Origin of the sequence: Methylobacterium sp. Leaf106, from assembly GCF_001422895.1 — a bacterium.
In the GTDB taxonomy this organism is placed as follows: domain Bacteria; phylum Pseudomonadota; class Alphaproteobacteria; order Rhizobiales; family Beijerinckiaceae; genus Methylobacterium; species Methylobacterium bullatum.
Genome location: NZ_LMNB01000036.1, coordinates 155500 through 172149 on the forward strand (window position 1 = coordinate 155500; position 16650 = coordinate 172149).

The window sequence follows — 16650 nt, forward strand, 5'->3', positions numbered from 1 at the left end:
AGCGCTGCATTTTCCTGCAGGCCGCCCTTGCCGCCCTGCTCCGCGCATCTAGATTCCGGTCTCATGAACCCAGTCCTCATCGTTGCCCTGGTCTGCGCCTCGACAATCCAGGCCCCCGACTGCTCCCGCGAGACGGCCCTCGACGTGATCACGGGGCCTGCTCACACGCTTCAGGAATGCATGATGCAGGGGCCGGTCCTGGCGGCCAATGCCGGCCACGGCAACAATCCGGACACCTACGTGAAGACCCGCTGCGAGCCGCGGCGCTGAGCCGGCCGGGCGCGAATCCCCCAGGAGCGGAGCCCCATGAGTAACGACGTCAGCCCGGACCGGGCGGTGATGATCCGCCTGCGCGCCCGCCTCGCGGTGGTGGAGCGGGCGGCTTGGTTCGGCTTCGCCGAGGCCATGCGCCGGCAGCCGGAGGAAACGGAAGCCTATATCGCGGCCGAGCGCGCCAAATGCGCCGCCGGGTTCGCAGGCCCGGCCTGGGCCCGCGACCTCAGCGATGCGGAGCGAGCGATGCTCGGCGCCGAGGTGGATGCGGGGCTGGCGCAGCTGGTGGAGGATGCCAAGGGAGAGTGATCTTCTCGGGTCCCTTCCACACGCAGGTCTGGCCGCCGGCGGAACCCGGTGCGGCGGTAGATGCCGCGGCCCCCGCGCCTCTCCGGGCGCTGTCCGTCGCGACCAGGCTAGGTCCTCGATCGATCTGCGACAAAATCGCAACAGACCGTCGATTTTAAGAGTGTTGCGGAAGAGAATCTCGACTTACACCTGAAAACCCATGATTGCTCCCCTGATCGACTGGGGAACATCCATGGCCACCGTTCAGGTTGAAGATAACTACTTCGATATTGAAGCAATCCATGGCGCATGGTCCGCAGGATTTCTTAGAAAGACATCGGCTACCAAATATACGCTCTCGCGCGACGATGGCACCTCCTATGGAATGGAGCTGGTCGGATCCGGCTTCGAATACACGAAAAGCGGAGACATCAAAGCCGGGACGATCAAGTCGATCAGCTTGATCCACGTCGATGGATCGACGCAATGGACGATGTCGGGACTTTCGCTCAACGCGAATGCCTTTCGTATTGCACTGACCGATTCGAGTTTCGATGATAAGGGGCCGCTCCTCAAGCTGTTCGCCCCGATTGCACTGACCGTCTACGGTGCGTCTCTAGACGATAAGTTCTTCGGCGGCCAAAAGGCCGATACCTTTCTCGGCGGGTTCGGCTCGGATACCTTCGTGGGTGGCTCCGGCAAGGATGCGATCGACGGAGGGATCGGGGATTACGACGTCGTGGACTACAGTCGCGAGTCCGGCGGCAGGGCCATCAAGGTCGATCTCGAGAAGGGCACGGCGACCGATACCTACGGATTCGTGGATTCGATCAAGAACGTCGAGTTGATCATCGGTACGGACAAGGCCGATTCCTTCATGGGATCGAAGACGGCGTCCTACGAAGCGTTCCGCGGCGGTGATGGCGCGGACATCATCAACGGCGGCGGCGGAACCCACAACACGGTCCGGTACGACATCACGAATTCGACGGGCGTGATCGTCGAACTGGCGGGCAATCCGGATGGGAGCGGCTTTGGACGCTCCCTCTCCCCGCTTGAGGATGACAGGTTGATCGGCATTCAAGACGTCGTGGGAACGACAAGCGACGATACGATTATCGGCTCCAATGAAAACAACATCCTCTCCGGCCTCGCGGGCGCCGATTATCTCGACGGCGGACGAGGGATCGATACGGTGGATTACTCTCTCGAAACCGGATGGGGCATCGGCATTAGGGTAAACTTGGAGCAATCGTCCGGCTACGACTTGATGGGAAGAAAGGATGATCTGATTTCCATCGAAAACGTCACCGGATCGGGGTCGAGAGATTTTATCACGGGCTCCCAGCTCAAGAATACGCTCCTCGGGCTCGACGGCAACGATACGCTTCGAGGTCTTGCGGGAAACGACCGCCTGTCGGGTGGCGATGGAGCCGACATTCTCTTCGGCGGTCTCGGCAAGGACATCCTGACGGGCGGTTCGGGCCACGACACCTTCGTCTTCGATAGCACGCCGAATGCCGTGTCGAACGTCGACCGGATCGTCGACTTTTCCGTGTCCGACGACAGGATCAGGCTCGATCACCCTGCCTTTGCCGCCCTCGCGGAGGGCCATCTCGCCTCCGACGCCTTCGTCATCGGCGCCAAGGCCACTGATGCCGGTGATCGGATTCTCTACAATTTCAAGACCGGCGCCGTGTCGTACGATGCCGACGGCAACGGCGGTGCGAGTGCGGTGCAGTTCGCCACGCTCAACGCGAACCTCAAGCTGACGTCGGACGATTTCTACATCCTGTAGGAGCACCGGGGGAACTCCGGGGCCTTCACCCGCCCTACAGATCGCGCCAGGCCGGCGGCATCGCCAGACCCGGCAGGCTGGTCGCCGCGTGGATTCCGATGGCGACCGCGCGGGCGAGCGTATCGGCCGCCGCCGCGCCGATACGGGCGAGATCGGTGATGGGGTCGGAGAGGGGAATCCGTCCGGTGGAGACCGCGAAGACCACGTCGCCGTCGAGCGGCGTGTGGACGGGGTGGATCGCCCGCGACAGGCCGTCCTGTGCCATGACCGCGAGGCGGCGGCACTGAGCCTTGGTGAGGATCGCGTCGGTGGCGACGAGGGCCAGGGTGGTGCTGGTGCCGGGCGGGGCCTCGCGGGGCCAGGTGAAGGCGTCCGCCGGCATCGGATCGGGGAAGCCGAGGCCGCCGAACTCCCCCTCCCGCTCGAACGGCGCCGCCCAGAAATGCCGCCCCTCCCCCACCGTGACCCGGCCGAAGGCGTTCACCGCCACCAGCGCGCCGACCCGCGCGGGCGTGCCGTCCACGAGGGAGGAAGCCGAGCCGAGGCCGCCCTTGAGGTTGGCCGTGCGCGCGCCGTAGCCCGCCCCCACGGTGCCGAGGGTGAAATCCCGTGCCGCCGCGTCGGCGGCCGCGTAGCCGAGGTCGCGGTAGGGCGGGAAGCGGCCCCAGTTCTTGTCACCGCCGTTGAGGAGATCGAACAGGATCGCGCCGGGGACGATGGGGACGCGGATGTCGGCGACGGGAAACCCCCTCCCCGCCTCGGCGAGCCAGGCCACGACGCCGGCCCCCGCGTCGAGACCGAAGGTGGAGCCACCGGACAGGGCCAGGGCGTCGATGCGCTCCACCGTGCGCTCGGGGTCGAGGAGGTCGGTCTCCCGGGTACCCGGCCCCCCGCCGCGCACGTCGACACCCGCCACCACGGCCGGGTCGAACAGGATCGCGGTGGTGCCGCTCGCCACGAGCGCATCCTGGGCGTGGCCCACGGTAATGCCGGCGATGTCGGTGATCAGGTTGCGCATCCAGAGCCTCCGAACCTCGCTCAGAACGATCGCATGCCCGGGCGGTCGGGGCCAGCGGCGGCGGGCTCGGGCGGTTCCTTCGCCCGCCGCGCCGCACGGAAGGAATCGGCGGCATAGAGCGCCAGCGCCAGCCAGATCAGGACGAACAGGACCAGTCGATGCGGCTCCAGGCGTTCGCCGTAAACGAGGACGCTGAGGCCCAGCAGGCAGGAAGGGGCGAGGTATTGCATCAGCCCCAGGGTGGAGAGGGTGAGGCGCTGGGCGGCGGCGGCGAACCAGATCAGCGGCAGGGCGGTGGTGGCGCCGGTGAGGAGCAGGAGGCCGAGGCGGACGGGATCGCCGTTCACCACGGCGGGTGCAGCGAGGACGAGATAGAGGCCGGCGGCGGGCAGGAGCAGGAAAGTCTCGGCGGCAAAGCCCACCATGGCGTCGACGCCCACCACCTTGCGCACCAGCCCGTAGAGCGAAAAACTCGCGGCGAGCGTCAGAGACAGCCAGGGCAGGTGCCCGGCCAGGACCACCGCCAGGATCACGCCGGCGGCGGCGAGCCCCACCGCCACGGCCTGGACCGGCCGCAGCCGCTCGCCGAGAACGAGGGCGCCGAGCGCCACGCTCATCAGCGGATTGATGAAATAGCCCAGACTCGCATCGAGCATGTGCCCGGACTGGACCGCCACGAGGTAGAGCAGCCAGTTGATCGCGATGAGCCCAGCCGAGACGACGAGGAGAAGGTGGCGGCGCCTCAGGGGAAACGGGTTGCGCACCCGCCGGCGCAGGATCGCCAGCAGGCCGACCACGAGCACGCTCGACCAGACGATGCGATGGGCGAGGATGCTGCCGGCCGGCACGGAATCGAGCAGCCGGAAATGCACCGGTACGACGATGCCCCAGCTCAGGTAGGCTCCGAGCGCGTAGATCAGCCCCACGACGTTCCTCCCGTCCCGCTTCGGGGATGGGACGGGGTTTACACCAAGATCCGAAGCGGAGCGCGGGCGCGGGACGGGGGGAAGCGATGCGTCGAGGGGCCGCTTCGCCCTCCCCGTCCGGGGAAGGGGGGAGGCCGATCAGCGGCGCGGCGGGGTGATCGGGTCGCCGCGCAGGAGGGCGTTCAGGCGCTCGGTGTCGAACCCGTCCGTGGCCTTCGGCTTGGCCGGCGCGGGCTTGAGCGAGGCCGTCTTCGTCACCGCGGGTTTGGCGGCGGAGGATGGGGAAGGCTTCGATCCGGTGGGCCTGGCTCCCGTCGGGCGGGGTGCGGCGGGGCCGGTGGTGGAGACGCTGTCCGTGCCGCCGAGGGGCAAGGACGGCGACGGGATCGAGCCGGTATCCTGCGGTTCGCTGGGAACGGGGGCCCGCACCATCTGTGGCGGCGACGGGGCGGGGAGATGGGCCAGCCGGTCGGCACTGACGAAGCCGATCGCCAGGACGCTCAGGCCGAAGACGCTGCCGACGACGAGGAAGCGCAAAATACGCACGCGATACGCTTTCTACAAATACTCAACACCTTGAATACCGCTTTTAAACCAAGGCCGTTAACGAACCCGAGCATCGCCGTCCGGCCCGACCGTGCCATTTTCTGACCCTTCCTCCCGTCGCGGTCGGGCGGCGGTCACAGGATCTGGCTGAGGAAGGCCTGGGTGCGGGCATGGCGCGGTCTGTCGAAGAACTCGGCCGGCGGCGCCACCTCGATGACCTGGCCCTCGTCCATGAAGACCACGCGGTCGGCGACCTCGCGGGCGAAACCCATCTCGTGGGTGACGCAGAGCATGGTCATTCCGCCGCGCGCCAGCTCGGCCATGGTGTCGAGCACCTCCTTGACCATTTCCGGGTCCAGCGCCGAGGTCGGCTCGTCGAACAGCATCACCTTCGGGCTCATGCACAAAGCGCGGGCGATCGCCACCCGCTGCTGCTGCCCGCCCGAGAGCTGGCCGGGAAACTTCCCCGCCAGTTGCGGGATGCGGACGCGCTCAAGATACTCCATCGCCAGCGCCTCGGCCGCCGCCCGGCCCATTCGCTTCACGTGGATGGGGGCGAGGGTGCAATTCTCCAGTACGGTGAGATGGGCGAACAGGTTGAAGTGCTGGAACACCATGCCGACCTCGCGGCGCACGGCGTCCACGCTGGCCTGCGCCCCGGTGAGTTCGGTCCCGTCCACCCGGATCGTGCCCTGCTGGTGAGCCTCGAGCCCGTTGACGCAGCGGATCAGGGTCGATTTGCCCGAGCCCGAGGGACCGCAGATCACGATCTTCTCCGCCTTCGCCACCGTGAGGTCGACGTCGCGCAGGACGTGATGGGCGCCGAACCACTTGTTGACGCCGGAGAGCGCGACGGCGGGGGAAGTCTGCGGTGTCGTCAAGGATTCACTCGTCATCGTCTCTCTCCCGCCGCGAGGCGGCGCTCGATGAACCCGGCATAGCGCGCCATGCCGAAGCAGACGGCGAAATAGACGAGGGCGGCGAAGATGTAGGCGGTGGCCGGGATGGTGGCGGCCGACCAGCGCGGATCGGCGCGGGAGGCTTCCAGCACGCGGATGAAATCGCTGATGCCGACGATGGAGACCAGGGTGGTGTCCTTGAACAGGCCGATCATCGTGTTGACGATGCCGGGCAGCGCCACCTTCAGCGCCTGGGGCAGGATGACGAGGCGCAGCGCCTGGCCCCAGCCGAGGCCGAGCGCCGCCGCCGCTTCGGCCTGCCCCTTCGGCACGGTCTGCAGCCCGCCGCGCACCACCTCGGCCATGTAGGCGGAGGCGAAGAGGGCGATGCCGACCAGCGGCCGCAGCAGGCGGTCCACGGTGATGTCGCCGGGCAGGAACAGCGGCAGCATCACGTTGGCCATGAACAGCACCGTGATCAGCGGCACCCCGCGCCAGAACTCGATGAAGGCGGTGGAGAGCACGCGCACCACCGGCAGGGTCGAGCGCCGCCCCAGCGCCAGCAGGATGCCGAGCGGCAGGGAGACGACGATGCCCACCGTGGCCACCACCACGGTGACGAGGAAGCCGCCCCACAGGCCCGTCGCCACCGAGGGGAGGCCGAGCGACGGCGCGCCCGAGAGGAGCAGGTAGGCGACGACCGGGAACACCAGGAAGGCGAAGAGCGCGCCGAGATCACGCCGGGGCGCCCCGAGCCAGAGCATCCATCCCGCGGCGAGGGCGAGCAGCGCGACGGCGAGGTTCGGGCGCCAGCGCTCCGGCGCGGGGTAGGAGCCATAGGCGAGGTAGTTGATCTTGTCGGCGATGAAGGCCCAGCAGGCCCCCACCGGCCGCCCCGCCACCTCCGGCCGGCAGGCATCCCCCGACGCCCCGGTCCAGACCGCATCGATGACGAGGAAGCGGATCGCGATGGGCAGCAGCCAGGAGAGCAATCCCAGGATCAGCAGGGTGGTGAGCCCGTTGGCCGGGCTCGAGAACAGGTTCCGGCGCAGCCAGCCGAGCGGTCCGCCGACCGTGGCGGGGGGCGGGCGCGAGGCGACGAGATCGGCGCGGACGAATCCCTGCATCCTCAGCGCTCCACCATGGTCACGCGGCGATTGTAGAGGTTCATCAGGAAGGCCGTGGCGAGGCTGAGCGTGAGGTAGACCGCCATGGTGATCGCCACCACCTCCACCGCCTGGTTGGTCTGGTTGAGCACGGTGCCCATGAAGACGTGGACGAGGTCGGGATAGCCGATCAGCACCGCCAGCGACGAGTTCTTGGTGACGTTGAGATACTGGCTGGTGAGCGGCGGCACGATCGCCCGCATCGCCTGCGGAACCACCACGAGACGCAAGCTCTGGCCCCGGCTCAACCCCAGGGCGGAGGCCGCCTCCCCCTGCCCCCGCGCCACGCTGGAAAGGCCCGCCCGCACGATCTCGGCGATGAAGGCGGCGGTATAGGTGGAGAGCCCGAGAACCAGGGCGGCGAATTCCGGCAGGATCGGCAACCCGCCCTCGACATCGTAGGGTCCGCGCGCCGGCCAATCGACCGCGACCGGATGGCCGGCGAGCGCCAATCCGATCCAGGCGAGACCCGGCAGGAGGATCGTGAGGGCGAGCCCCGGCAGCCAGACCCGGACCGGCGGTCGGCCGGTCTCGACCGCGATGCCCGCCCACCGTCTCAGCATCACGATCGCGAGGATGCCGGCGAGGAAGGCCACCGGCACCAGCCAGGCGAAACCTGAAAAATCCGGGCGCGGCAGGACGAGGCCGCGCTGCGAGACGAAGGCGCCCCCCAGGCTCGCGGGAGCCTCGGCCGAGGGCAGGGCCACTCGCACGGCCACGTACCAGACGAGGAGCTGCAGCAGCAGCGGCACGTTGCGGACCGCCTCCACATAAGCGGAGGCCAGCCCCCGCGCGAGGAGGTTCGGCGACAACCGGGCGATGCCCACCACGAAGCCGATCAGCGTGGCGAGCACGATGCCCAGCGCCGCGGCCAGCAGCGTGTTGCAGAGCCCGACGAAGAACGCATCGAGATAGGTCGAGGTCGCCGCCGCGTAGGGGATCAGCCGCTGGCTGATGTCGAACCCGGCATTGCGCGACAGGAAGCCGAACCCGGCGACGATGCCCTGTTTGGCGAGTTTCTGCGCGGCGTTGCCGGCGGCGACGTAGACGAGGCCGGCGACGGCGAGCGCCAGGACGATCTGGAGCGCGAGGGCACGCAGGGAGGTCTTTCGGGATTCAGCCATGACGGCATCCTCCGCACGCGGCCCCTCTCCCCTCTGCGGGAGAGGGTGGCCTTCGCGTCAGCGAAGGTCGGGTGAGGGGAGCGCCCTCTCCGGAAAGACCTGTGCCAGCCCCTCTCCCGCCCGCTCCGCGGGCACCCTCCCCCGCGAAGGGGGGAGGGTCTTGCTCCCACACGCCCCTCACCGGATCGGAGGCCCGTATTGCAGACCGCCCTGGTTCCAGAGGGCATTCAGGCCGCGCGGGATCTTCAACGGTGTCTGCGCACCGACATTGCGCTCGAAGGAATCGCCGTAATTGCCCACATGGCGGACGATCCGGTAGGCCCAGTCGGTGGTGAGGCCGAGGCCCTCGCCGTATTTGCCCTCGAGGCCGAGGATGCGCTTTGCGTCGGGGCTCAGCGCCGATCGGCGCATCTCCTCGACATTGGCCTGCGTGATGCCCGCCTCCTCGGCGTCGATCATGGCGTAATGGGTCCAGGCGACGAGATCGCGCCACTGGTCGTCGCCCTGGCGCACGCCGGGGGCGAACGGCTCCTTCGAGATCGCCTCGTCGAGGATGACGTGCTCGTCCGGATGCGCCGTCTTCAGGCGCTCGCCGTAGAGGGAGGACTTGTCGGTGGAATAGGCATCGCAGCGGCCGGATTCGTAGGCACCCAGCGTCTGCTCGCTATTGGCGAAGGTGACGACCTTGTAGGTCAGCCCCCGCGTGCGGAACCAATCGGCGAGGTTGAGCTCGGTGGTGGTGCCCTGCTGCAGGCAGATCGTCGCCCGGTCGAGCTGTTTCACCGACGTGATGTTCAGGGACTTTCGCACCAGGAACCCCTGCCCGTCATAGAAGGTGATGACGGGAAAGTTCATGGCGGCGGTGTCGCGCGACAGGGTCCAGGTGGTGTTGCGCGACAGGACATCGATCTCGCCCGATTGCAGGGCGGTGAAGCGCGCGGCCGAGGATTGCGGGATGAACCGCACCTTGGCCGGATCGTCGAAGATCGCCGCCGCCAGCGCCCGGCAGAAATCCACGTCGAGCCCGCGCCACTGGCCCTGGCTGTCCGGAATGCTGAACCCCGCCACCCCGCCGCTGACGCCGCAGACGAGATGCCCCCGCGCCTTGACCTGGGCGAGGGTGCCTTGGGTAGGACCGTTCTGGGCGAGGGCAGGAGTGAGGCAGAACAGCATGATCCCTCCCACCCAAAACCTCATCCTGAGGTGCTGCGAAGCGGCCTCGAAGGAGGCCTCCAGCCAGCATCGCGCGATCTGGAGGCCTCCTTCGAGGCCGCCGCTGCGCGGCGTCACCTCAGGATGAGGTGAACGGGTCGGATGAGGCGTCGACGATGCCGGGAGACCGTTGATCATGCCCGCGCATTGCAAAGGATCGGCAGGCCCGGTCAAGGGCTTCCGCTTGACGCCATCGCACAGGCCGGGCTGAGGTTGCGGCGCAACCGCCCTCCCCCCATACCGGTTTCCATGTCGAACACCCCTCCCCGCGATCCCGCCCGTTTCGGCCCGGCCACCCGCCTCGTCCATGCGGGGCGCGACCCCTCCGCGCAGCATGGCTTCGTCAACACGCCGATCTATCGCGGCTCGACGGTGCTGTTCCCGACCTATGACGACCTGCAGCACCGGCGCGGGCGCTACGATTACGGCACCAGCGGCTCGCCGACGATGGATTCGCTCACCCAGGCCTGGAGCGAGCTCGCGGGGGCGGCGGGCACGGTGCTGACGCCCTCGGGCCTGGCCGCCCTCACGGTCGCCCTGATGAGCGTGGTGAGCGCGGGCGACCATCTCCTCGTCACCGACAGCGCCTACCGCCCCACCCGCATCTTCTGCGACGGGGTGCTGAAGCGCTTCGGCGTGGAGGTGACCTATTACGATCCCCTCGTCGGCGCCGGCATCGGCGAGCTGATGCGCGCGAATACGAAAGCGGTGCTGGTGGAGGCGCCGGGCTCGCAGAGCTTCGAGATGCAGGACGTGCCGGCCATCGCGGAGGTCGCCCATGCGCACGGCGCCGCCGTCATCATGGACAATACCTGGGCGACGCCGCTGTTCTTCCCGCCGCATGAGCGGGGCGTCGACATCGCCGTGGAGGCGGGGACCAAATATCTCAGCGGCGGCTCGGACCTGCTCCTCGGCCTCACCTCGGCCAACGAGCGATACTGGCCGGCGCTCCACCGCACCTTCGAGCATTTCGCCATGTGCGCCGGGCCGGAGGATGCGTTCCTGGCCCTGCGCGGCCTGCGCACCATGAACCTGCGCCTGCGCGAGCACGAGCGCCAGGGCCTCGCCATGGCGCGCTGGCTGCAGGCGCGGCCGGAAGTGCTGCGGGTGCTGCATCCGGCCCTGCCGGAGGATCCCGGCCACGCCATCTGGAAGCGGGACTTCTCCGGGTCGTCCGGCCTGTTCGGAGTGGTCCTCAAACCGGCTCCGGCGAACGCCGTGGCGGCGATGCTCGACGGGCTCGAATTGTTCGGGATGGGCTTTTCCTGGGGTGGCTTCGAGAGCCTCGTCATCCCGTTCGATTGCCGCACCTACCGCACCGCCACGCGCTGGGAGCCGGGCGGACCGGGCTTGCGCTTCCATATCGGCCTCGAGGAGATTTCGGATTTGCAGGCCGATCTCGATGCGGGGTTCGCACGGCTGCGCGCCGCGATGGGATGAGCCCCTCCCTCCTCCTTGTGGGGAGAAGGGTCTTTCACGGCGCCAGCCAGGTCCCCGCCCAGCCGTCGCCGTCCCGCTTCCAGGCGGCGCGCCGGTGTCCCCGCCGGTCGAGGAACAGGAATTCGAGCCGGGTGGCACTCACCTGAACCGCGCAGAAATTCGGCCGGCCGGCGGCGATGGCCGCGTCGGTCTCCGGCAGGGAATAGCCCTCGCCCGAGGCGAGTTGGGTTCCGGGTCCCGGCGCCACGCCGTAGCAGACCCGGCTCATCGTCATCGATCCGTCCCAGGCGGCATCCGCCAGGGCATCGTCGGTATGGAGCGTGGCCGGGCCCGAGACCCGGATCTGGACCTTGCTCGCCGAATCGTAGCCGTGCAGCGCGGCCCGGCCGGAGGCGGCGATCTCGGCGGCCTTGCGGGACCGGCGGTCGCAATGGAAGCGCAGGATCCCGGTCCGCCGCTCGGCCTCGCGCAGGACGATGGTGCGGACCTGCGGGCAGCCGTCGGCATCCACCGTGGCGAGGGCCGGCATGTGGAACGCGTTGCGGCGCAGCCTCGGCCCGTCCTCCAGAAGCCGCCAGAGATGGGCCAGGCTGGCGTCGAGATCGTCGAAGAAATCCGGCAGCGGAATCGTCGGGAGAGTCATACCGAGGACGTCACGGAACGGCATCCGCCCCGGGCTTCCGACGCTTTTCCTTCAGGATCAGCGCGACGTTGCGGAGATAAATGCCCGTCGAGAGAGCCTGCCCGAAGATGATGACCGGCTCGCGCCGCACCAGCCCGTAGACCAGGGTCATCAGCCCGCCCGCGATGGAGAGGAACCAGAACGAGAGCGGCATGACGCTGCGGCCGGCCTTCTCGCTCGCCAACCATTGCAGGATGAAGCGGGCACCGAACACCACCTGGGCCAGGATGCCGAAGACGAGCCAGCCGTCGAACTTGGTGACGAAGATGTCATAGGCGTAGCCGCTCAGGTCTTCCGAAAGCTGCATCAGCATGGGTTCAGGCCTCCCTGTCCGTGACGAGCGCGACCTCCACCGCCTCGGGCGAGGGCCGCTTGCGGCGGATCAGCCACCACACCCCCGCGAGATCGAGGAGGCCGACCCAGAGCCGGTCGAACAGGCCGTAATTGGAGCGCCCGGTGAAACGCGGCCGGTCGATCACGTCGGCATGGACCACGCGGTAGCCCTCGCGGGCGACGAGGGCCGGCATGAAGCGGTGCAGCGCATCGAAATAGGGCAGCGCCCGGTAGACCTCGCGCCGGAACACCTTCATGCCGCAGCCGGTATCGCGGGTGTCGTCCTTGAGGATGCGGCCGCGCACGCCGTTGGCGATGCGCGATTGCAGGGTCTTCAGGCGCCCGTCCTTGCGGCCGACCCGCTGGCCCTGGGCCAGGCCGGTGCCCCGACCGCCCTCCTCCAGGGCCGCCACCAGGGCGGGGATGAAGGCCGGATCGTTCTGGCCGTCCCCATCGAGGGTGGCAATGAGGGCGCCCCGCGCCACGGCGACGCCCGAGCGGATCGCCGCCGACTGCCCGCCGCTGCGGGCATGGCGGACCACGCGCAGCCAGGGCCGGCTGCGGCGCAGATCGCCAAGGATCGCCCCGGTGGCGTCGGTGGAGCCGTCATCGACATAGATCACCTCGAACGGGCCGAGGCCCGAACAGGCGCGCTCGATCTCGGTGACGAGGCTCTCGACATTGCCGGCCTCGTTCTTCACCGGGACGACGATGGACAGGCGGATGGAGGGGGCTGTGTCGGTTTGGGTCACGGGGTCACCGCATAGGCCGAGAGGTCGATCCGCCGGCCGCTGTTAATGTTGAAGCCGGAGACCCGGCCGACCGGCGCAGCCTTAACGCCTGTTTCCGCCCGCCGGAACTCGTCCAGGAACGGCTCGGTGACGAAGACGAGGCGGCAGCCGCCCTGAGCCAGGAACTCCGCCGCCTCGGCACCGGTGTTCGTCATGGCGAGATCGGTCCCGATGAGGAAGACGAGGCTCGGCTCGCGGTAGCCGAGACTGGCGACCTTCGGCGCGGCGCAGGGCAGCCCGTCGCGGAGGGCGGCAAGGCGCGGCGAGACCTTCAGCGCCGCGAGCACCGGCTGGGTCAGCCCGAACACCGCCGGCGAGAGCAGGGCCGAGGCCAGGATGGCGCAGGCCAGCGCCCGTTCGGGCAGGCGGCGGGCGAACAGGACGACAGCGAGGATCGCGGCGGCGCAGGAGGCCAGCAGCAGCGGCAGCCCGGCGACGGGGATCACGTGGTCGAAGGTCCAGGCCACCCCGACGAGGCCGAGGGTCAGGCCGACCGGGATCAGCACCACCAGGGCGGCCACGGCCCTGGCTCCCCGCCGGCCCGGATCGAGGGCCCCGCGCGCAACGGCCAGGAGGGTGAGGATCGCCACGGCCGGCATCAGCGGCAGGACGTAATGCGGCAGCTTGGTCGGCACGGCCTCGAACAGGATCCAGGCGGGCACGATCCAGGCGAGGAGGAACGCGATCGCATCGTCGCGCCGGTTGGCGAAGGCGAAGGGCGCGCTCAGCGCCGCGAAGGCGGCCCCCGGCCAGAAGGTGGCGAAGAACACCGCCAGGTAGGTGCCGGGCGGCGCGCCGTGCTTCTCGGCGGCACCGCCGACCTTGCCCAGCATGTCGTGCCCCACCGCCTCGCCGAAGAACGCGCCGCCGCTCTTCCACGCGATGGCGACGAACCAGGGGGCGACGATGGCCAGGGTCAGCCCTAGGCCGAGGCCGGGACGCAGGTCCATGAGCCAGCGGCCGGACCGCTCCTTCAGCGACAGCGCGAGCGCGGCGAGCCCGACGAAGAGCGGCACCATCGGCCCCTTGATCAGGATGCCGATCGCCATGGCCAGCCAGAACACCAGCACGGTCGTGAGATCGGGCCGGCCCCGCATCCGTCCGGGCGTGATCCGGCCGAGCCAGACCCGCGCCAGCGCGCCCATCGCGACGACCGAGCAGGCGGTGAGGAGGGCGTCCGTCTTGGCGAGGCGCGCCTCCGCCGAGATCATGATGCAGGCGGAGAACAGGGCGGCGGCGACGAGCGCGCCCCGGCGCGGCAGGAAGGCGAGGGCCGCCCAGTAGGTGAACAGGCTCGCCAGCAGCGCGCCGATCAGCGAGGGCACGCGGTAGAGCGCGATGGTGGTGCGGGCGTGGTCGAGCCCCAGGGACTCGGCCCCCTTCACCACGGAGGCCTGCACCCAGTAGATCCCCACCGGCTTCTTGTGGCGCGCCTCGCCCTGGAATCGGATGTCGACGATATCGCCGGTCTCGATCATCTGCTTCGAGGCCTGGGCGAAGCGCGGCTCGTCGCGGTCCATCGGCTGGAGCGAGACGAAGCCCGGCAGGAAGCAGACGAGGCAGAGGGCCAGGAGCAGGGCGCAGGCGCGGGCATGGCTCGCCGAGGCCGCCTCGATCAGCCTGTCGAGGAAACCCGCTTCGGCGCCGGGCGGGACGGCATGTCCGGCATCGGCGGTTCTCATGAGACGGGACGCAGTGGGGCGGACATGGGGCGGCTCCGGGCCGACGGGCAGCCCTTGACGATCGGTCGATGCCGCGACGGGCGGCGGTGTCGATGATGCGGCCGGGAAAGTCAAATTCGCCCGCATCGGAGGAGGGCTGCCAGGATCACGCAAAAGCAGCGAAACGACGGCGGTACTCGCCGGGCGTCGTCGCGATCCGGCGCAGGAAGACCCGGCGCAGGGTCTCCTCCGCGCCAAAGCCACAGCGTTCGGCGATGCGCTTCAGCGGCAGGTCGGTCTCCTCCAGCAGCCGGCGGGCGGCCTCGAAACGGATGCCCTCCATCGCCTCGGCCGGGCTGCGGCCCGTCGCGGCGCGGTAATGCCGGGCAAAGCTGCGCGGGCTCATCCCGGCCCGGTCGGCCAAAGCGGGGATCGTCAGATCGGCGGCGAGGTTCTCGCCGATCCAGGCATGGAGGCGGCCGAACCGGTCGTCGCCGCCCTGGAGCGAAAGGGCGGCGCTGAACTGGGCCTGCCCGCCGGGGCGCTTGAGGAACACGACGAGGTGCCGCGCCACGGCCAGGGACGTCTCCCGCCCGAGATCGGCCTCCACCAAGGCCAGGGCGAGATCGATGCCGGCAGTGACCCCGGCCGAGGTCCAGAGCGCGCCGTCGCGGATGAAGATCGGGTCGGCCTCGACCCTCGCCGCCGGATAGAGGGCCCGGAGGGCGTCGCAGCGGGTCCAGTGGGTCACCACCCGGCGGCCGTCGAGGAGGCCCGCCGCTCCGAGGAGGAAGGCGCCGGTGCAGACCGAGGCGACGCGGTGCGACCGGGCGGCCCGCGCGCGCAGCCAGCTCCGAAGGTCGGCATTGTCGAGCTGGGCCTGAACCCCTCGCCCGCCGGCGACGATCAGCGTGTCGATGGAGCCGGTATCCGGGACCAGCCCCTCGGCCGTCAGCGCGAGGCCCGACGAGGTGGCGACGGAGCCGGCGCGCTCGGCGACGACGCTGACGCGATAAGGGGATGGCCGGCCGGCATCGACGAAAAGGTCGTTGGCGGTGGCAAAGACCTGGAGCGGACCGGCCACATCGAGGAGTTGCACCCCGGGATAGGCCAGGATCGCCACGGTGATGATCGCCCCGGCTAGGGGCGGCTCCAGAAGCGGGCGGTTTGGCAGGATAGGAGGGTTTTTGGTCATGTCGGCCGGCAACGTGCGCCGGTATCGTCGGACCTGTCCAGTCGCGGACTTTCCGTTGCCGCCCCCTCCCGGAGACCCTTGCCATGTCCCAGACCGAGATCCGCTTCGAGATCGGCCTCCTGACCTTCGAGGGCGTGCAGCAGCTCGACCTCACCGCGCCCTACGAGGTCTTCGCCTCGCTGCCGGGGGCGCGCGTCCATCTCGTCGGCCTCGACCGCGCCACCATCGTCAGCGCCACCGGATTGCCGCTGACGCCCACGACGGATCTTACCGCCTGCCCGCCCCTCGACCTCCTGTGCATTCCGGGCGGGATCGGCGTGAACGCCCTGATGACGCACGCGCCCGTGCTCGATTTCGTGCGCGCCCAGGCCGAGCGGCCGATCCTCGTCACCTCGGTCTGCACCGGCGCCCTCATCCTCGGGGCGGCGGGCCTGCTGCGGGGGAAGCGCGCGACGACCCATTGGGGCGCCCTCGACCTGCTGGCCGCGTTCGGGGCGATCCCGGTCGACGAGCGGATCGTGCGCGACGGACGGATCATCACCGGAGGCGGCGTCACGGCCGGTCTCGATTTCGCCCTCGCGGCGGTGGCCGAGCTCGCGGGCCGGACGGAAGCCGAGACGATCCAGCTGGCCCTCGAATACGCGCCGGCCCCGCCCTTCTCGGCGGGCCATCCCGGCACGGCCTCGCCCGAAGTGGTGGCGGCGGCCCGCGCGCGATTCGCCGCCTCGCGCGCGGCCCGCGAAAAGATCATCGCGGAGATCACCCGGAATGGGCGGTTCTGAGCCTCATGCGTCGTCGGGCCCGGAGGCGAGGGCATAGACCGCGTCGCCGAGGCGCTGGAACGGACCGTCGGGCCCCGAGCGCTTCCACAGCCGGGTGTTGAGGGCCGCCACCGGGTCGATGCCGGGGACCGACAGGCCGCGCAGGGTCAGTCCCTCCAGGATCTCGGCGGCATGGAGGGGACGGCCCGCCTCCTCGAGGATCTCGGAGGCCGCCTCCATGAGGAGACGGCCCTCGCGCCGGGCCTGCGACCGGTCGCCGCCGGATTCGCCGGCGGGCTCTTCGCTTGCCGTATCCGGCGACGGGGCGACCGGGGCCGGATCGCGCCGCCCGTCCACTGCTCCTCGGGCGGGCACGGATATCCGCCGGCCGATATCGAGGAAGAGCGTGAGGTCGGCGATGACCCGCTCGATGCGGGACCGTTCACGATAGAGGTCGGAGAGGCGCGCCTCGGCCTCGGCTTCCGTCAGGAACATGGTGATACCTCTGGAATATTCCAATTATGGAATATCTAACAG

18 protein-coding genes are annotated in these 16650 nt (G+C 69.4%); 5 read left to right on the plus strand and 13 right to left on the minus strand.

Annotated features, from left to right (window positions below; all coding sequences use genetic code 11):
* The first annotated feature begins 63 nt into the window (after positions 1-63).
* The 3 genes from ASF34_RS21590 (at position 64) to ASF34_RS21600 (ending at position 2359) form a co-directional block, all read left to right on the plus strand.
* Entirely contained in the window at positions 64-270 is a 207-nt protein-coding gene (locus tag ASF34_RS21590; protein ID WP_018043670.1) for a hypothetical protein, read from the plus strand.
* A gap of 36 nt (positions 271-306) precedes the next feature.
* On the plus strand, positions 307-582 hold the full coding sequence (locus ASF34_RS21595; RefSeq protein ID WP_018043671.1) for a hypothetical protein: 276 nt from the start codon (positions 307-309) through the stop codon (positions 580-582).
* Positions 583-781: 199 nt separating this feature from the next.
* Positions 782-2359 (plus strand): calcium-binding protein, encoded by a 1578-nt coding sequence (locus ASF34_RS21600; protein WP_156465801.1) that lies wholly within the window; start codon positions 782-784, stop codon positions 2357-2359.
* Positions 2360-2393: 34 nt separating this feature from the next.
* Here the strand turns inward: ASF34_RS21600 and ASF34_RS21605 are convergent, their stop codons facing one another.
* The 7 genes from ASF34_RS21605 to ASF34_RS21635 all read right to left on the minus strand — a co-directional run bounded on the left by ASF34_RS21605 (position 2394) and on the right by ASF34_RS21635 (position 9211).
* Positions 2394-3377, minus strand: coding sequence for a P1 family peptidase (locus tag ASF34_RS21605; RefSeq protein WP_056164490.1), 984 nt, complete (start codon positions 3375-3377; stop codon positions 2394-2396).
* Positions 3378-3397: 20 nt separating this feature from the next.
* Positions 3398-4303 (minus strand): EamA family transporter RarD, encoded by a 906-nt coding sequence (gene rarD / locus ASF34_RS21610; protein ID WP_056164493.1) that lies wholly within the window; start codon positions 4301-4303, stop codon positions 3398-3400.
* A 138-nt stretch (positions 4304-4441) separates the two neighbouring features.
* Entirely contained in the window at positions 4442-4849 is a 408-nt protein-coding gene (locus ASF34_RS21615) for a hypothetical protein (protein ID WP_156465802.1), read from the minus strand.
* Positions 4850-4983: 134 nt separating this feature from the next.
* Positions 4984-5745: an amino acid ABC transporter ATP-binding protein gene (locus ASF34_RS21620; protein ID WP_056164498.1), complete on the minus strand. Its 762-nt coding sequence runs from the start codon at positions 5743-5745 to the stop codon at positions 4984-4986.
* Positions 5742-6875, minus strand: coding sequence for an amino acid ABC transporter permease (locus ASF34_RS21625; RefSeq protein ID WP_056164501.1), 1134 nt, complete (start codon positions 6873-6875; stop codon positions 5742-5744). Before ASF34_RS21625 ends, ASF34_RS21620 begins: the two co-directional genes overlap by 4 nt.
* Before the next feature lie 2 nt (positions 6876-6877).
* Positions 6878-8038 carry an amino acid ABC transporter permease gene (locus tag ASF34_RS21630; protein WP_056164504.1) on the minus strand — a complete coding sequence of 387 codons (1161 nt, stop codon included), beginning with the start codon at positions 8036-8038 and terminating at the stop codon, positions 6878-6880.
* Between the two features lie 177 nt (positions 8039-8215).
* Positions 8216-9211 carry an amino acid ABC transporter substrate-binding protein gene (locus ASF34_RS21635; RefSeq protein ID WP_244479070.1) on the minus strand — a complete coding sequence of 332 codons (996 nt, stop codon included), beginning with the start codon at positions 9209-9211 and terminating at the stop codon, positions 8216-8218.
* Positions 9212-9499: 288 nt separating this feature from the next.
* Between ASF34_RS21635 and metC the strand changes: the two genes are divergently transcribed.
* Complete coding sequence (gene metC, locus ASF34_RS21640; RefSeq protein WP_018043680.1) at positions 9500-10690, plus strand: cystathionine beta-lyase; 1191 nt, start codon at positions 9500-9502, stop codon at positions 10688-10690.
* A gap of 34 nt (positions 10691-10724) precedes the next feature.
* Here the strand turns inward: metC and ASF34_RS21645 are convergent, their stop codons facing one another.
* From ASF34_RS21645 to ASF34_RS21665, 5 genes are all read right to left on the minus strand, one after another.
* Entirely contained in the window at positions 10725-11357 is a 633-nt protein-coding gene (locus ASF34_RS21645; RefSeq protein WP_018043681.1) for a pyridoxamine 5'-phosphate oxidase family protein, read from the minus strand.
* Positions 11344-11685 carry a lipid-A-disaccharide synthase N-terminal domain-containing protein gene (locus ASF34_RS21650; protein ID WP_018043682.1) on the minus strand — a complete coding sequence of 114 codons (342 nt, stop codon included), beginning with the start codon at positions 11683-11685 and terminating at the stop codon, positions 11344-11346. The genes ASF34_RS21645 and ASF34_RS21650 overlap by 14 nt, the downstream gene beginning before the upstream one ends.
* 4 nt (positions 11686-11689) lie before the next feature.
* A complete protein-coding gene (locus tag ASF34_RS21655) occupies positions 11690-12457 on the minus strand; it encodes a glycosyltransferase family 2 protein (RefSeq protein WP_056164509.1) in 768 nt (255 codons plus the stop codon).
* Positions 12454-14178, minus strand: coding sequence for an ArnT family glycosyltransferase (locus ASF34_RS21660; RefSeq protein ID WP_056164511.1), 1725 nt, complete (start codon positions 14176-14178; stop codon positions 12454-12456). The genes ASF34_RS21655 and ASF34_RS21660 overlap by 4 nt, the downstream gene beginning before the upstream one ends.
* Before the next feature lie 145 nt (positions 14179-14323).
* Complete coding sequence (locus tag ASF34_RS21665; protein ID WP_056164640.1) at positions 14324-15352, minus strand: GlxA family transcriptional regulator; 1029 nt, start codon at positions 15350-15352, stop codon at positions 14324-14326.
* 83 nt (positions 15353-15435) lie between these two features.
* Between ASF34_RS21665 and ASF34_RS21670 the strand changes: the two genes are divergently transcribed.
* Positions 15436-16134 carry a DJ-1/PfpI family protein gene (locus ASF34_RS21670; RefSeq protein WP_056149672.1) on the plus strand — a complete coding sequence of 233 codons (699 nt, stop codon included), beginning with the start codon at positions 15436-15438 and terminating at the stop codon, positions 16132-16134.
* 3 nt (positions 16135-16137) lie between these two features.
* Here ASF34_RS21670 and ASF34_RS21675 read toward each other — a convergent pair whose 3' ends face one another.
* Entirely contained in the window at positions 16138-16608 is a 471-nt protein-coding gene (locus tag ASF34_RS21675; protein WP_056164514.1) for a winged helix-turn-helix domain-containing protein, read from the minus strand.
* Positions 16609-16650: the final 42 nt, after the last annotated feature.

Bases quoted from the DNA above. Each gene is read 5' to 3' on its own strand.
- ASF34_RS21590 (WP_018043670.1), top strand. From the start codon at position 64: ATGAACCCAGTCCTCATCGTTGCCCTGGTCTGCGCCTCGACAATCCAG.
- ASF34_RS21595 (WP_018043671.1), top strand. From the start codon at position 307: ATGAGTAACGACGTCAGCCCGGACCGGGCGGTGATGATCCGCCTGCGC.
- ASF34_RS21600 (WP_156465801.1), top strand. From the start codon at position 782: ATGATTGCTCCCCTGATCGACTGGGGAACATCCATGGCCACCGTTCAG.
- ASF34_RS21605 (WP_056164490.1), bottom strand. From the start codon at position 3,377: ATGCGCAACCTGATCACCGACATCGCCGGCATTACCGTGGGCCACGCC.
- ASF34_RS21620 (WP_056164498.1), bottom strand. From the start codon at position 5,745: ATGACGAGTGAATCCTTGACGACACCGCAGACTTCCCCCGCCGTCGCG.
- ASF34_RS21625 (WP_056164501.1), bottom strand. From the start codon at position 6,875: ATGCAGGGATTCGTCCGCGCCGATCTCGTCGCCTCGCGCCCGCCCCCC.
- ASF34_RS21630 (WP_056164504.1), bottom strand. From the start codon at position 8,038: ATGGCTGAATCCCGAAAGACCTCCCTGCGTGCCCTCGCGCTCCAGATC.
- ASF34_RS21635 (WP_244479070.1), bottom strand. From the start codon at position 9,211: ATGCTGTTCTGCCTCACTCCTGCCCTCGCCCAGAACGGTCCTACCCAA.
- metC (WP_018043680.1), top strand. From the start codon at position 9,500: ATGTCGAACACCCCTCCCCGCGATCCCGCCCGTTTCGGCCCGGCCACC.
- ASF34_RS21645 (WP_018043681.1), bottom strand. From the start codon at position 11,357: ATGCCGTTCCGTGACGTCCTCGGTATGACTCTCCCGACGATTCCGCTG.
- ASF34_RS21650 (WP_018043682.1), bottom strand. From the start codon at position 11,685: ATGCTGATGCAGCTTTCGGAAGACCTGAGCGGCTACGCCTATGACATC.
- ASF34_RS21660 (WP_056164511.1), bottom strand. From the start codon at position 14,178: ATGAGAACCGCCGATGCCGGACATGCCGTCCCGCCCGGCGCCGAAGCG.
- ASF34_RS21665 (WP_056164640.1), bottom strand. From the start codon at position 15,352: ATGACCAAAAACCCTCCTATCCTGCCAAACCGCCCGCTTCTGGAGCCG.
- ASF34_RS21670 (WP_056149672.1), top strand. From the start codon at position 15,436: ATGTCCCAGACCGAGATCCGCTTCGAGATCGGCCTCCTGACCTTCGAG.
- ASF34_RS21675 (WP_056164514.1), bottom strand. From the start codon at position 16,608: ATGTTCCTGACGGAAGCCGAGGCCGAGGCGCGCCTCTCCGACCTCTAT.